The sequence below is a fragment of the Rhodoferax mekongensis genome, assembly GCF_032191775.1.
Lineage (GTDB): Bacteria > Pseudomonadota > Gammaproteobacteria > Burkholderiales > Burkholderiaceae_C > Allorhodoferax > Allorhodoferax mekongensis.
This window is the reverse complement of record NZ_CP132507.1, coordinates 2,288,894-2,304,083: the sequence shown is the minus strand read 5'-3', so window position 1 is coordinate 2,304,083 and position 15,190 is coordinate 2,288,894. Positions and strand designations below refer to the sequence as shown.

Annotated in this window: 13 protein-coding genes; 9 read left to right on the top strand and 4 right to left on the bottom strand. The window is 59.3% G+C overall.

From position 1 onward, the window contains the following. The first annotated feature begins 7 nt into the window (after nt 1-7). Nucleotides 8-1,015 (top strand): zinc-binding alcohol dehydrogenase family protein, encoded by a 1,008-nt coding sequence (locus tag RAN89_RS11075; protein WP_313866363.1) that lies wholly within the window; start codon nt 8-10, stop codon nt 1,013-1,015. 5 nt (nt 1,016-1,020) lie between these two features. Continuing rightward, a complete protein-coding gene (locus tag RAN89_RS11070) occupies nt 1,021-1,761 on the top strand; it encodes a YceI family protein (protein WP_313866362.1) in 741 nt (246 codons plus the stop codon). Nucleotides 1,762-1,765: 4 nt separating this feature from the next. On the opposite strand, the gene RAN89_RS11065 is transcribed toward RAN89_RS11070, so the two are convergent. The 4 genes from RAN89_RS11065 to RAN89_RS11050 all read right to left on the bottom strand — a co-directional run bounded on the left by RAN89_RS11065 (nt 1,766) and on the right by RAN89_RS11050 (nt 8,018). Next, nucleotides 1,766-3,067, bottom strand: coding sequence for an NAD(P)/FAD-dependent oxidoreductase (locus tag RAN89_RS11065; RefSeq protein WP_313866361.1), 1,302 nt, complete (start codon nt 3,065-3,067; stop codon nt 1,766-1,768). Nucleotides 3,068-3,087: 20 nt separating this feature from the next. Next, nucleotides 3,088-4,590, bottom strand: coding sequence for an aldehyde dehydrogenase (locus tag RAN89_RS11060; protein WP_313866360.1), 1,503 nt, complete (start codon nt 4,588-4,590; stop codon nt 3,088-3,090). A gap of 117 nt (nt 4,591-4,707) precedes the next feature. Beyond that, entirely contained in the window at nt 4,708-6,537 is a 1,830-nt protein-coding gene (locus RAN89_RS11055) for a hypothetical protein (protein WP_313866359.1), read from the bottom strand. A 146-nt stretch (nt 6,538-6,683) separates the two neighbouring features. Then, nucleotides 6,684-8,018 carry an MFS transporter gene (locus tag RAN89_RS11050; protein ID WP_087493650.1) on the bottom strand — a complete coding sequence of 445 codons (1,335 nt, stop codon included), beginning with the start codon at nt 8,016-8,018 and terminating at the stop codon, nt 6,684-6,686. 230 nt (nt 8,019-8,248) lie between these two features. On the opposite strand from RAN89_RS11050, the gene cyoA reads away from it, so the two are divergent. The 7 genes from cyoA to RAN89_RS11015 are packed head-to-tail and all read left to right on the top strand — an operon-like array spanning nt 8,249 to nt 15,123. Then, nucleotides 8,249-9,295: a ubiquinol oxidase subunit II gene (cyoA, locus tag RAN89_RS11045; protein ID WP_313866358.1), complete on the top strand. Its 1,047-nt coding sequence runs from the start codon at nt 8,249-8,251 to the stop codon at nt 9,293-9,295. A gap of 55 nt (nt 9,296-9,350) precedes the next feature. Then, nucleotides 9,351-11,354, top strand: a complete 2,004-nt coding sequence (gene cyoB, locus RAN89_RS11040) for a cytochrome o ubiquinol oxidase subunit I (RefSeq protein WP_313866357.1) — start codon at nt 9,351-9,353, stop codon at nt 11,352-11,354. Beyond that, complete coding sequence (gene cyoC, locus RAN89_RS11035; RefSeq protein ID WP_313866356.1) at nt 11,347-11,982, top strand: cytochrome o ubiquinol oxidase subunit III; 636 nt, start codon at nt 11,347-11,349, stop codon at nt 11,980-11,982. Before cyoB ends, cyoC begins: the two co-directional genes overlap by 8 nt. Beyond that, nucleotides 11,983-12,429: a cytochrome o ubiquinol oxidase subunit IV gene (gene cyoD, locus RAN89_RS11030; RefSeq protein ID WP_313866355.1), complete on the top strand. Its 447-nt coding sequence runs from the start codon at nt 11,983-11,985 to the stop codon at nt 12,427-12,429. Between the two features lie 16 nt (nt 12,430-12,445). Further along, nucleotides 12,446-13,273 (top strand): SURF1 family protein, encoded by an 828-nt coding sequence (locus RAN89_RS11025; protein WP_428984443.1) that lies wholly within the window; start codon nt 12,446-12,448, stop codon nt 13,271-13,273. Further along, nucleotides 13,257-14,600, top strand: a complete 1,344-nt coding sequence (locus RAN89_RS11020) for an ATP-binding protein (RefSeq protein WP_313866354.1) — start codon at nt 13,257-13,259, stop codon at nt 14,598-14,600. Before RAN89_RS11025 ends, RAN89_RS11020 begins: the two co-directional genes overlap by 17 nt. Next, nucleotides 14,590-15,123 carry a response regulator transcription factor gene (locus tag RAN89_RS11015; RefSeq protein ID WP_313866353.1) on the top strand — a complete coding sequence of 178 codons (534 nt, stop codon included), beginning with the start codon at nt 14,590-14,592 and terminating at the stop codon, nt 15,121-15,123. Before RAN89_RS11020 ends, RAN89_RS11015 begins: the two co-directional genes overlap by 11 nt. Nucleotides 15,124-15,190: the final 67 nt, after the last annotated feature.

Sequence of the window (15,190 nt, the reverse complement as noted above, 5' to 3'; positions counted from 1 at the left end):
AATCGACATGTTGACCGTTGTTTGCGAAACCCCCGGCACCCTGCGTGCCCATGACACCCCCAAGCCAGAGCGTGCGGAAGGCGAGGTGCTGCTGCGCGTGAAACGCGTGGGCGTATGCGGCACCGACCTGCACATCTTCACCGGCAACCAGCCCTATCTGAACTACCCCCGCGTAATGGGGCATGAGCTCTCAGGGATTGTGGAGGAAGCGCCCGAGGGCGGCGCGCTGCAAGCCGGCGACACCGTGTACGTGATGCCCTACCTGTCCTGCGGAACCTGCATTGCGTGCCGCGCAGGCAAGACCAACTGCTGCACCCGCATCCAGGTGCTGGGCGTACACCGCGACGGTGCCTTCACGGAGTACTTGAGCGTGCCGCAGCAATTTGTGCACAAGGCCAATGGTGTCACGCTGGACCAGGCTGCGATGGTGGAGTTTCTCGCCATCGGTGCTCATGCAGTACGCAGGGCTCAGGTCCAAAAAGGGCAGCGCGTGTTGGTCGTGGGCGCAGGCCCCATTGGCATGGCCGCCATGATTTTTGCCAAGTTGCGCGGGGCTGCGGTGACGGCCCTCGACAGCCGGCAGGACCGGCTGAACTTCTGCACCAGCGCACTGGGCGTCAGTGCCGGTGTCACCTTGGGCGATAGTGACGAGGCTGAACTGGCCACGCTCACCAACCAGGAGTTCTTTGACGTGGTGTTTGATGCCACCGGCAACCCCAAGGCCATGGAGCGCGGGTTTAAATTTGTGGCCCACGGTGGCACCTACACACTGATCTCCGTCGTTGCCTCCAACATTACCTTCTCCGACCCGGAGTTCCACAAACGGGAGATGACGCTGATGGGCAGCCGTAACGCCACCACCGAAGACTTCCAGACCGTGCTGGAAGCCATGCGTGCGGGTTTGATCCCGACCGCATTGAACACCCACCGCATGCCCCTCGCCGACGTTCCTGAAAAGTTCAAGGACCTGTTGAACCCTACAGCAGGTGTCATCAAAGCCATCGTGGAGTGCTAACGCAGATGCGCAAGCCTGGCTACCTGTTGGGGCTGCTGGCCACCCTGGGGCTCTGGGCGTGCAGCTCACAGCCTGAGCGCGTGCCAGGCCCTCAACCTGTCCCTGCAGAAGCCACGTCAGCAAGGCCCTCGACGCCGCCCACGCCCCCAACACTTGCCAATCTGAAGAGCTATCGCATAGCGCCGGCTGAGTCCCGCTTGCGCATTCTGGTGTACCGGGGCGGCACCATGGCCCGACTGGGGCACAACCATGTCATCAGCTCTGCCGACTTGCAAGGGCAAATATGGCGCGGAGCCACTGCAGAGAGCTCCGGGTTTGAGATGGAGGTCCCGGTCAACACCCTGATCGTCGATGACAACGCTGCCCGGTCCGAAGAGGGAGAAGACTTTCCCCTCAACGTGAGTGAAGATGCCAAAGCGGGCACCAAGGCCAACATGCTGCGCCCTACCCTGCTGGATGGTGAGCATTTCCCGAAGATCAGTATCCGCGCCATCCGCATCACCGGAAGCGCTGCCAGCCCCGACGTCGTGGCCAGCATGCGTATCAAGGACCAGACGCGCGAGATACGGCTGCCCGTCACGCTGAGCGAGACAAACAGGGACTTGGCAATTCAAGGCAGCTTTGAGATCCGCCAGTCGGATTTCGGCATCACCCCCTTGAGCATCGCCATGGGGGCGCTGACGGTGCAAGACACTGAGAAAATCAAGTTTCGGCTGGTGGCCCGGGTCGTCCCCGCATCGCCCTGAAACTCTAGATTTGCAGTTTGTCCCGGAGGTCGTAATACCAAGCGCCCAGCGCGGTGAGCGGCACCCTGAACCACCGCCCGCCCGGGAAGGGGTAATGCGGCAGATTGGCAAAAGCATCGAAGCGGTTGGCTTGGCCTTGAATCACCTCGCTGAGTACCCGTCCGATCAAATGGGTGAAGGTAACCCCGTGCCCTGAGCAGCCTTGCGAGTAGTAAATATTGGAACTCAGGCGCCCAACTTCCGGCAGACGCGACAGGGTCAGCAGGAAGTTGCCCGTCCAGCCATAGTCGATGCGAACATCTTTCAATTGAGGAAATGTTTTCAGCAGCTTGGGCCGGATGATGGACTCCACATGCTGCGGGTCCCGGGCGCCGTAAATCACGCCACCGCCATACAGCAAGCGCCGGTCACCGGAGAGGCGGAAATAGTCCAGCAGAAAGTTGCTGTCCTCGACGCAGTAGTCGGTGGGCAGGATTTCGGGGAAGCGATCGCCCAGAGGTTCAGTGGCAATGACCTGGGTACCACAAGGCATGGACCGCGAAGCCAGCTGAGGCTCCAGCCCGCCGATATAGGCGTTGCAGGCTACGATCACAAAACGCGCTTTGACTTGCCCTTGTGCGGTGTGCACCACGGCAGGGTCGCCGCGCTCAATGCGCAGCACCGGCGAGCCCTCGTGCACGACACCCCCCAGTGACTCGAATGCAGCAGCTTCGCCTTGAGCCAAGCGCAGTGGATGCATGTGTCCGGCACTGTGATCGAGCAAAGTGGCGCGGTAGCGCCCGGTGCCTATGGCGACTTCGCTTTCAGTCGCGTCCAAAAGGCTCAGCTGCTGGTGACCGTAGCGCTCCCAGAGCTGTTTGTGGCGCTCCAACTGCTTGACTTGCTTGGCAGTGATGGCGGCAAACATGCCACCCGGTTTGAAGTGACAGTCAATCTGGTACTTCTCAATCCGCTCGCGGATGATTTTGGCACCCTCGAAGGCCATGCTGCCCAGGGCTTGCGCGGTGGTGCTGCCATAGCGAGCCTCAATCACATCCATGTCCCGCGAGTAGCTGTGCACCAACTGGCCACCATTGCGGCCTGAAGCGCCCCAACCCACTTTGGCCGCTTCCAGAACCACCACTTTGAATCCGGCTTCGGCTAAATGCAATGCTGACGACAGGCCGGTGTAGCCGGCACCGATGACGACGACATCGGCTTCGACACTCCCCCTCAAGGGAGCTCGCTCCGGTTGGGGCAGCCCGCTGGCGGCGTAATAAGAAGGGGCGTGCGCGGCCGACGCCGCCGCTTGGACAGACTGGGACATAAACAACCTCAATGTGGGGATCAGGCGTCGATCCGGAGCCAGGTGGTCTTCAGCTCGGTGTACTTGTCAAAGGCGTGCAAGGATTTGTCACGCCCGTTACCGGACTGCTTGTAGCCACCGAATGGCACCGTGATGTCGTCTTCGTCGTACTGGTTCACATGTACGGTGCCGGCCTTCAGGCCGCGGGCTACCCGGTGCGCGCGGTCAATCTGGCTGCTCCAGACACTGGCCTGCAAGCCATACACACTGTCATTGGCCAAAGCCAGCGCCTCCGCCTCGTTGGCAAAAGGAATCACGCCAAGCACCGGACCGAAGATCTCTTCGCGTGCAATCTTCATGTCGTTACGCACACCCTCGAAGATCGTGGGCTCCACAAAATAGCCACCCGTCTCGGACCGCACACGCCGGCCGCCGAAAGCAATGTTGGCACCCTCAGCCTGACCTTGATGGATGTAACCCAACACGGTGCTCATTTGCCCCGCGTCTACCAAGGCACCCATTTCCGTGGACTCCTGTAGCGGGTCACCAGGCAAGTATTTGCGGACTTCGTCCTGCAAGGCCGCCATGAACTCGGGCACCACATCCTGCTGCACCAACAGGCGTGTAGGCGCATTACAAGACTCGCCCTGGTTGTAGAACACAGAGCCTGCTGCAGCCCGGGCTGCAGCGGCCACATCTTTGGCATCGTTGAACACCACAAAGGCGGATTTACCACCCAGCTCGTTGTACACCCGCTTGAGGTTGGACTCAGCAGAACACGCCAGCATGCGCCGGCCGATGCGGGTGGAGCCGGTGAAACCAATAGCATCCACATCCATGTGCAGCGCAAGGGCCTCGCCCGCCTCATGGCCATAACCGGTCACCACATTGAAGACGCCTGCGGGCAAACCTGCCTCGAGCGCCAATTCGGCCAATCGCAGGGCGGTATAGGGGGACTTTTCGCTGGGCTTGAGCACCACGCTGTTTCCCGCAGCCAAAGCAGGGCCCAGTTTCCAGGCGGCCATGATGAGCGGGTAGTTCCATGGGACGATGGCGCCGATGACACCCATGGCCTCCCGGGTGATGAGTGCCAAGGCAGTGTCTGCCGTGGGTGCAATTTCGTCGTACAGCTTGTCGACTGCCTCACCGTACCAAGCGATGCAGTTGGCCGTGGCAGGCACGTCAACCGCCAGGCTGTGAGAGATAGGCTTGCCCATGTCCAAGGTCTCCAGCAATGCCAATTCATCGCGGGCAGCTAGCACCAGTTCCGACCAACGCTGGAGCACCTTTTTGCGGGCCTTGGGCGACTGCCCTGCCCAACGCCGATCAGCAAACGCCGCGCGGGCTGCCGCCACTGCGGCATCAATGTCAGCTTTTTGTCCACGGGCGACGGTACCCAAACCCAATCCGTTCAACGGCGAGTGCTTCTCAAAGGTTTGGCCGTCCTTGGCGGGAACACGCTCGCCATTGATAAATAGCCGCCCATCGGTGACCAGTGAAGCGGCACGCGCATGCCAAGGGGAAGTGGAATCGGGTGTAGTCATGGCAATACCAACTCTGTGAAAGTGGCCCCTACGATACCCTCGGCAAGAAGCTACTGAAGGAGCCACTTTGCGTTTGTCGGGCAGACCACTTCCACTACATCCCGTGGGATGACGAAACTAGGAGCGAGGCACCAAACAGAAGGTATCTACCAGCCGCCAAGTGGCCTTATTGACACCCGGAGCCTCAGTCCAGGCCGGCCGTACATCACCGGCGGGGCCGGCCTGATCTGAGGAGTTACGTTGCCATTGCTTGGGGACTTTGTCGCACCCGAAAAAGTAACCCGTCAAGGTACCTTCAGCATCAATACGGAAGCGCAGAAATCCCTTGTAGTCCTCGCAGGCAAGCGGGGAAAAGGCGTTGTTCCACATCCATCCCGCACGCGCCATTACCCACAGGTAGACCCCCGTAATCAGCCCGCCGCCGATGCTGCCTGCAATCAGGTAAACGAACCCTGCCAAGATCGCATGCATCGGACTTCCTGCCGTTGCAGGGACCATGGCAACGAGCCCATGAATACCCAACAGTGCGAGAGTGTGTCCAGCGAAGTGCAGGACCGGTGATACCCATTTTGCGAAAAGGTCTGATTCTTCTCTCGCCAAACCCAGGCACAGGCCCAGCAACGCGAGGTAAGCCATCGATGTAAACGGACCGCCAAAAACTGTCACTACGTAGATCGCACCGAGCAACAGGGAAAAAAGAACATTCCCGCGCCAGATCCCGCTCATCAAGCTCCCGTCCCGAATGGACAAAGAGTTCCATGCGAACTTGAACAGAGACAACACATTGCCCCGGCTCAGGGCCCGTGAATCTGCCGGATCAGGGTAGGCACACTGGCGCACATAGCTCGCGCCGGCACCGCCTGTAAACCCGACCGTGCCGATATGGGTGGCAGTACGCAACTCACTGCTGATTGCATCAGGATCTGACGCTTGGCACTTGAGTTTGGCTTGTGTTAACGCCCTCGCATGGGTGGGGTGCAGAAAAGCACCACCCGATCCGCATGTCAGGAGCATGTCGTCCTGACGCGCATCCAGGGGTTCGCTGGACTCCCGGCTGTAATGGTGCACGTCACCGCCCAATCGCATGCGGATGTGTATTCCTTTGGCCTCCAACATGGCCTCGAGGCGCTGGTAGCGTTTGGGGTAACCCTGCAGGGCGGAGTCGCCGATCGGACGGGTCCAGTAAGGTTCGGGATAAATCAGAACGAGTTGATCGCCGGCTTGAATTTGTTGAGAGGGGTTGTCCTCTCCGCCGATGGCATCCCCAGCCAGGCGTCTGAATGCCTCGTACTGGCCACGATCAATGTCACCCGCCAATGCGAAATCCAGCCCCAGTACCCACCAACGGTGTGGCAGACGGGTGGCGAAGTAAGAACGTGTTTGCGGCGTTTTCAGCCCGCACACTTCGCCGTTGTTGCGATGAACAAAATAGCGCTTGAACGTGGAGATGCTGTCAAACCAATCATGGTTCTGCGGGATGGCATATGCACTGCGACCATCCGGGTCAGCCCCTTGCGCGCTGCGCGCACCCTCAAACATTTCAAGAAACCGGTATTGGTACTCCTGAACATTTGCACTGGGATAGCAGAGATCACCACCGAGGTACAAAATCTTCCCTCTGGGAAAAACCACGGTCCCGGACGCGCCTGTTTCTTGAGGCGCAAGCTCTTCCGCCAACAGAGCTCTCGCCACCGTGAACGTGGCGTTGCCACCATCCCCTGTGTCCGACACGAAGTCAAACCAGAAGTTGCCGTCGGGCCCCGTCTCATGGGCGTGGTCCACGGGCTTGAACGTACCGGACCAGAGGTCTCTGGGGTCTGCATTCCGGATGACGTCCGTGGACGACAAAAGTTCCCTCGCGGACTGCAGCAACACAAAGGGATTGAACCAAGCAACAGGCCACCGTTTGTGTGGCTCGACGCCGACGCCGAATTTGTAATTGCCCATGCACTGACTCCCTCTTTGTGGTCACACCGCTCTTGATGGCGGCTGTATTCAACCACAGGGGAACAAGAAGGGCAAAAAAAACCACCGGAGCCCCCTGAGTGGCTATCCGGTGGCAGTTTTTGGAACCGCTGTCACGCAGCTGTCCGCTATTCTTTACGCTCAATCAAACGGTTGATGCGCAATGCGGCAAGAGTGCAAATGGCACCTGACAACAAATAGAGCGAAACGGCACCCAGACCGAAACGCGCTGACAAGCCAAGCGCGACCAGAGGGGCAAAGCCCGCACCCATCAGCCATGCCAGATCAGCGGACAAGGCCGCGCCCGTGTAGCGGAATCGGGGTGAAAAATTGGAGGTCACGGTTCCCGATGCCTGTCCATAGGAGAGACCCAGGAGGATAAAACTGGTCAACAGAAAGATGTTATTTCCCACCGTACCCGCGCCCAGCAACCAGGGAGTCGCGAAGCTGAACAAACCGATTAATACTGCCATGGTGCCAAGCAGAATGCGGCGCCCCACGCGATCAGCCAACCAGCCGGAAAACATGATGGCGATGGCCGCCAGCATGGCACCAATGATCTGCACCTCCAGCACATCCCCGATAGATTGCTCTGAGTACATGGCAATCCACGAAAGCGGGAACACGGTGGCCAGATGGAAAAGTGCAAAGCTTGCCAAAGCTGCAAAAGCACCCAATAGCACATTGCCGCCCTCCTCGCGCATGACTTTGGTCACGCTCACGGGCTGTAGCTCCAATTCCTGCAAACGCTCGGCATAGGACTGGCCCACAACCAAGCGTAAGCGGGCAAACAGGGCCACCACATTGATGGCAAACGCCACGAAGAAGGGGTAACGCCAGCCGAAACTCAGGAATTCAGCAGAAGTCAGATTGCTGTGCAGATAGGCAAACAGACCCGCCGCCAACACAAAACCGATGGGGGCACCCAATTGGCCGACCATGGAAAACCAACCCCGGCGGTCCTTGGGGGCACTCATGGCAAGCAGAGATGGCAATCCATCCCAGGAACCGCCCAGGCCCAAGCCCTGGCCGATGCGCAGAATGATCATCGCCACGATGGCGGTCGTTCCCGCCGTCGCATAGCTGGGGAGGAAGGCCATACCGGCGGTACTGGCTCCCAACATGAAAAGCGCCAAGGTAAGTTTGGTGCCACGACCCCAGCGCCTTTGGACGGCCATGGAAATGGCGGTTCCGACCGGGCGGGCTACAAACGCCAGCGAAAAGATGGCAAAAGCCATCAACGTACCGTCCAAACGCGACAAAAAGGGAAAAAGCAGGCCCGGAAACACCAGAACGCACGCGATTCCGAACACGAAAAAGTCGAAATATTCCGAAGAGCGACCAATGATGACCCCGACGGCGATTTCGCCCGGCGTCACATCTTCATCGGTGTGGGCACCAGCCAGGGACACAGAACTCTCGTAACCTGACCCGGCAAGGGCCGCAGAAGCTGGTTGGTACATAAAGGCAGAATCCTCAAACAACAGACACGCCACCGTTGTACACCCAAGCGGTGCGGGTTTCCGTCCTTTCCCGCCAAGTTGAGGATCAGGAAAACCCTGATTGCCAGCACCCCGTCAAACACTTTGATCTTGGACAAAATGTCCAATGGACAAATTTGCTAGCGAAATTACAGTCGGAAGCTCATTCCTTTGTATCCAACCAAGGCGCTCTGTCCAAGGGCGCAGCAAGCATGTTCAAACTCAAGGCTTTCCGCAAGCTCAGCTGGCTCGCCGCCATGGCCATGGCGGCCGGACTTACCGGCTGCAGCAAGGCTGTTGTACTCAATCCTGCAGGCGATATCGCTGCGCAGCAAGGTCAAATGGTGATCACCGCGACCTTGTTGATGCTGATCATCATCGTCCCCGTGATTGCATTGACACTGTTTTTTGCCTGGAAATACCGCCAGAGCAATACGGAAGCCGAATATGACCCTGAATGGCACCACTCCACCTCTCTGGAGCTGGTGATCTGGACAGTCCCGCTCCTCATCATCATTGCCCTCGGCGCCCTGACCTGGATCGGCACCCACAAACTCGACCCTTACCGCCCCTTGGACCGCATTGATGCACAGCGCCCATTGCCCGCTGACGTCAAGCCTATGGAAGTGCAAGTGGTGGCGATGGACTGGAAATGGCTGTTCTTTTACCCCGAGCAAGGTATTGCCACGGTGAATGAACTGGCAGCACCGGTGGACCGCCCCATTTTGTTCAAGCTGACCGCAACGTCGACCATGAACGCGTTTTATGTGCCGGACCTCGCCGGCATGATTTACGCGATGCCTGGCATGCAAACCGAGCTGAACGCCGTGATCAACCGCCCCGGCGTGTTCAAGGGCATGTCCTCCCACTACAGCGGCGCAGGCTTCTCCGGCATGACCTTCAAGTTCCACGGACTGAGCAACGAAGACTTCGCTGCCTGGGTCAACAAGGCCAAGACCGAAGGCAAGACGCTGGACAAAGCCACTTACACAAACCTGGTGAAACCCAGTGAGCGTGATCCGGTGCAACGCTTCAGCAGCGTGGAAGCCGGTCTGTACGACAAGGTGCTGAACCGCTGCGTGGAAGACGGAAAAATGTGTATGCACCACATGATGGCTATTGATGCACGGGGCGGTAACGCTTACGTGAAAGCTATGGGTCTGAGCATGCCGCAAGACGTTTGCACCGTGCAAAACGCCGACCAGGTCATCGCTGCCCTGGAAATCCGCAACGCTAACCGCGCCGTCGTCCAACAATGATTTTCCGCACCGGCTGCCTATCGTGGCAGCCGGCGCTTTGCCAAAGAGACTACCTATGTCCTCCCAAACTCTCACTGATACTCACTGGGCTCTAGGCCGGCTGAGCTGGGATGTCGTGCCCATGGCGCACGAGCCCATCATTCTCTGGACATTCATCTTGGTGTGCCTGGGCGGCCTCGCTGTCCTGGCCGCCATGACGAAGTTCCGCCTCTGGGGTCCGTTCTGGCGTGACTGGGTGTGCAGCATCGACCACAAGAAGATCGGCATCATGTACATGGTGCTCGGTATCGTGATGCTGCTGCGCGGCTTTGCTGACGCGGTGATGATGCGGCTGCAACAGGCCATGGCCTTCGGTGACAACATGGGCTACCTGCCCCCCCACCATTACGACCAGGTCTTCACCGCACACGGCGTGATCATGATTTTCTTCGTGGCCATGCCCTTGGTGACCGGACTGATGAACTACCTGGTTCCCCTGCAAATCGGTGCACGTGATGTGTCCTTCCCGTTCCTGAACAACTTCAGTTTCTGGATGACCACCGCAGGTGCCGTATTGGTGATGTTCTCGCTGTTCCTGGGTGAGTTCTCCACCTCCGGCTGGCTGGCTCTGTCCAACCTCGGAGCGCAGAGCCCCAGCACCGGGCTGGATTACTACATCTGGGCCTTGCAAATCGCAGGGGTGGGTACCACGCTCTCGGGCATCAACCTGATCGTCACCATCATCAAGATGCGTGCGCCCGGCATGAGCCTGATGAAGATGCCGGTGTTCGTGTGGACGTCCTTGTGCACCAACGCGCTGATCGTGGCCTCTTTCCCGGTGCTCACAGCTGCTTTGGTTTTGATGTCCTTGGACCGCTACGTTGGTACCAACTTCTTCACCAACGAGCTGGGCGGCAACCCCATGCTGTATGTGAATTTGATCTGGATCTGGGGCCACCCTGAGGTCTATATCCTGATCCTGCCGGCTTTCGGTGTGTTCTCGGAAATCGTGGCCACCTTCAGCAAGAAGCGCCTGTTCGGCTACACCTCCATGGTGTATGCCACGGTGTGTATCACCATCTTGTCCTACTTGGTGTGGTTGCACCACTTCTTCACCATGGGATCAGGCGCCAGTGTGAATACCTTCTTTGGTATCACCACCATGATCATCTCCATCCCCACAGGAGCGAAGATCTTCAACTGGCTGTTCACCATGTACAAGGGCCGTATCCGCTTTGAACTGCCCATGATGTGGACCGTGGCCTTCATGATCACCTTCGCCATCGGCGGCATGACCGGCGTGTTGCTGGCGGTGCCTCCGGCTGACTTTGTGCTGCACAACAGCCTCTTCCTGATCGCCCACTTCCACAACGTGATCATCGGTGGCGTGGTGTTCGGCATGTTCGCCGGCATCAACTACTGGTTCCCCAAGGCCTTTGGCTACAAGCTGGACCGCACCTGGGGCGTGCGCTCCTTCTGGCTGTGGGTGGTGGGCTTCTGGGTGGCGTTTACCCCGCTCTACATCCTGGGCTTGATGGGCGTGACACGCCGGGCCAACCATTTCGAAGACCACTCCCTGCAAATCTGGTTTGTGATTGCAGCAGCAGGTGCAGCCATGATTGCAGCCGGCATCGCCTGTTTCCTGATCCAGCTGGTGGTCAGCTACCTGAAGCGCGAAGAACTGCGTGACTGGACAGGCGACCCCTGGGGTGGCCGCACGCTGGAATGGGCCACTTCGTCCCCTCCGCCGGACTACAACTTTGCCTTTACGCCCGTGGTTCACGAGATTGACGCCTGGTGGGACATGAAGAAGCATTCCTACCAACGCCCTTTGACTGGCTTTGAATCCATCCATATGCCTGCCAACACGGCAGCCGGTGTGGTGATTTCCGGCTTGTCTCTGGTATTCGGTTTCGCGCTGATCTGGCACATGTGGCTGCTGGCCGGCGTGTCGTTTGCCGCCTTGCTGATTGCAGCCATCGTTCACACCTTCAATTACCACCGTGACTTCTACATTCCTGCAGCCCAAGTGACTGCCACCGAAAAAGCCCGCACACTTCAATTGGCCCGCCATGTCTGATATCCGTACCTCCCACGGCGCCGCAGCAGGCGCCCTTGCTCCCCGCGAGTACCACTTGGCGCATGAGCCACATCCAGAGAACGGCACCTTGCTGGGCTTCTGGCTCTACCTCATGAGTGACTGCCTCATATTTGCAGCCCTGTTTGCCACCTATGGCGTGCTGGGACGCAGCTATGCGGCCGGGCCCAATGGTGCGGAGCTCTTCGATCTGACCTTGGTGGCCATCAACACCGCTTTTCTGCTGTTGTCCTCCATCACCTTTGGCTTTGCCATGCTGCGCAAGCAAATGGGAGATGTGAAAGGCACTTTGATCTGGCTTGCTGTCACCGGCTTCTTCGGCCTGTGCTTTCTGGGTCTGGAACTCTACGAGTTCCACCACCTGATCCAGGAAGGTGCCGGACCCCAGCGCAGTGCGTTCCTCTCGGCGTTTTTCACGCTGGTCGGTACCCACGGCTTGCACGTCACCTTCGGCCTGATCTGGCTGGTAGTCCTGATGCTGCAGATCAAGCAGCACGGCCTGACCCCGGCCAACAACCGTCGCCTGATGTGCCTGTCCATGTTCTGGCACTTTCTGGACGTAATCTGGATCGGCGTTTTCACCTTTGTGTACCTGATGGGAGTGCTGTAAATGAGCGCACATAACTCACATGCTTCGGACAATCACGGCGACGCCCACGGGCACGAGGAGCACCACGCTGCCAATGAACCCCACAGCACCTTCTCGGGCTACATGACCGGCTTTGTGCTGTCGATCATCCTGACCGCCATTCCCTTCTGGCTGGTCATGGCCAAAGTGATTACGGATCGCCCCACCGCCGTGCTGGTGCTGGGTGGCTTTGCGGTCGTCCAGATTCTGGTGCACATGGTGTACTTCCTGCACATGAACGGCAAGATTGAAGGCGGCTGGACGCTGCTGTCCACCATCTTCACCGTGGTGTTTGTGGCCATTGCGATCACCGGCACTTTGTGGGTCATGTTCCACATGAATGCCAACATGATGCCCACCCACACGGACATGCCCGCCGCCATGGAGCACAGCGCCCAGCCCGAAGCTGCGACCAAAGCCGCGCCCTGATTCCCAGGGCAGCACCGTGACAGACCACGACCCTGCGCCCAAGCGGCCCCACAGCACATGGCAGTTGGCGGTGCTGACCCTGGTGGGCATGGCCCTCTTTGCGGGCTTTATGGGGCTCGGGGTCTGGCAAGTGCAACGCCGTGCCTGGAAGCTGGATTTGATTGAACGGGTCACGGAGCGATTGAAATCTCCGCCAGCAGATTTGCCTGCAGCAGTGGAGTGGCCGGGCCTCCAGCCGGCGGACTTCGAATACCGGCACGTGCAGGTGCAAGGAAGATGGCTCCAGAGCAAAACCGTGCTGACCCAAGCCACTACCGCCCTGGGTCAAGGCTTCTGGGTCATCACCCCTCTGCAGCAAAAAGATGGAACGGTGGTTCTGGTCAACCGCGGGTTCATTCCGGCCAAGCTACGCAGCCAGTGGCTGGAGGCGCCCGAGGCAAGCAACACCACGGACGAAATAGCGCAGGTCCGAGGCCTGCTGCGCAAAACAGAGCCGGAAGGCGGCTTTTTGCGTCACAACGATCCGCAGGGCCAGAAATGGTATTCCCGCGATGTGGCAGCCATTGCAGCTTCGCTGCAATTGCCCGTTACCGCCCCTTTTTTCATCGATGCCGGATTGCCGGATGCCACCTTGCATGCGAATCCGGAAGCCGCCTCCGCCAGCACAGGCCCTTGGCCACGCGAGGGCCTGACCATCGTGCGCTTCAGCAACAGCCATCTGGTCTATGCGTTGACCTGGTTCGGTTTGGCATTGATGGTTGCAGGGTCCGGGGTGTTGGTGGCACGCTATGAGCGCCGTTTGCGCGTTGCGAGCAACAATAGCCCCCATGGACACCAGCCTTAAAGCACCTATCGCTCCCCAGCCCGCCAAGGCACGGCTGGCAGATGCCTCTGCGGGGCTGAAAAACCTGCACCAGCTCATCCAGCTGCGCTGGATTGCGGTGGTGGGGCAGCTACTCACCATTGAAGCCACGCACTACAGCCTGGGCATGCACCTGCCTTTGCAGCCCATGCTGGCCATCGTAGGCGGCATGGTGCTGTTCAATCTGGCCTGCTTGTTGCGCTGGCGCGCCCGCAAGCCCGTGCATGAGGTCGAGTTGTTTATCGGGCTGCTCGTGGACGTGGCCGCCCTGACCGCCCAGCTTTACCTGAGCGGGGGCATCAGCAACCCCTTTGTGTTTTTGTACCTGTTGCAGATCGCCGTGGGAGCCATGCTGCTGCGCGGGGGATATATCGTCTGCATTGTGGTTGCGACATCAGCGTGCGTGGCCTTGCTGGCCAAATTCAGTATTCCCCTGCCGCTCGCACCCAACTTGCATGAGGGCCTTGCCAGCCCCTACGTGATGGGCCTGCTGGTGTGCTTTCTGCTCAATGCCATTCTGGTGGTGATTTTCATCACCCGCATCAACCACAACCTGCGCCGTCGCGATGCGCGCTTGGCCGCGGTGCGCCAGCGCGCGGCAGAGGAAGAACACATCGTGCGCATGGGCTTGCTGGCTTCAGGAGCTGCGCATGAACTGGGCACCCCACTGGCCACCCTGGCTGTCATTCTGGGCGACTGGAAACACATGCCTGCCTTGGTGCGTGACCCGTCACTCAAAGAAGATATCGCGGAAATGGAAGCCCAGGTCCAACGCTGCAAAAGCATTGTGAGCGGCATTCTGCTAACGGCCGGCGAGACGCGCGGTGAACATTCCAGCCAGACCACCGTGCGTGCGTTTCTGGACACCCTGGTCCAGGAATGGCGAAGCACCCGATCGGTGGATACCTTCCTGTATGACAACCAGGTCGACGAAAACACTGCGATGGTTGCCGACACCACCTTGGAACAAATGGTGTTTAACGTGCTGGACAACGCGCGGGATGCCTCACCGCATTGGGTCCGCCTGGAAGCCAGCCGGGATGGCGATACCTTGCACATCGTGGTGACAGACCGCGGCCCTGGCTTTACACCGGAGGTGCTGAGCCACATCGGGGTGCCCTACCAATCCACCAAGGGACGTCCGGGCGGCGGGCTGGGGCTTTTCTTGTCGATGAATGTCGCACGCACTTTGGGGGGAAGCCTGAGCGCCGAAAATAGGGTGGACGGCGGAGCCAAAGTCACCATCACCCTGTCCCTGCCCGATATCTCCCTGCCGGAAACTGAAAAGAACCACCCCCATGGACACTGAACGCCTCTTGCTCATCGTGGAAGACGACGAAGCGTTTGCCCGCACCCTCAGCCGCTCCTTCGAGCGACGGGGCTACACAGTGCTGCATGCCGATGGACTTGCCGGCGTGGAAGCCCTGTTGCCTGCTCATACGCCAGCCTACGCCGTGGTGGACCTCAAGCTCAAGGGTGATGCCAGCGGCCTGGCTTGCGTGCGGGCCTTGCACGCCCATAGTGCGGATATGCGGATCGTGGTGCTCACCGGCTTTGCGAGCATTGCCACCGCGGTGGAAGCGATCAAGCTGGGCGCCAGCCATTACCTGGCCAAGCCCTCCAACACCGATGACATCGAAGCCGCGTTCGGCCTCGAGGAAGGCAACACCGAGGTGGCACTGACCAACCGCTCCAGTTCCATCAAGACGCTGGAATGGGAACGCATCCACCAAGTGTTAGCCGAAAGTGACTTCAATATTTCTGAAGCAGCCCGCCGACTGGGAATGCACCGCCGAACCCTGAGCCGCAAGCTCGACAAGCAGCGGGTGTGAGGCTCATTCAGGCATAAAAAAGCCGCGCAGCGCCCGTGGGATCTGCGCGGCCAGCTACTGAATCAGT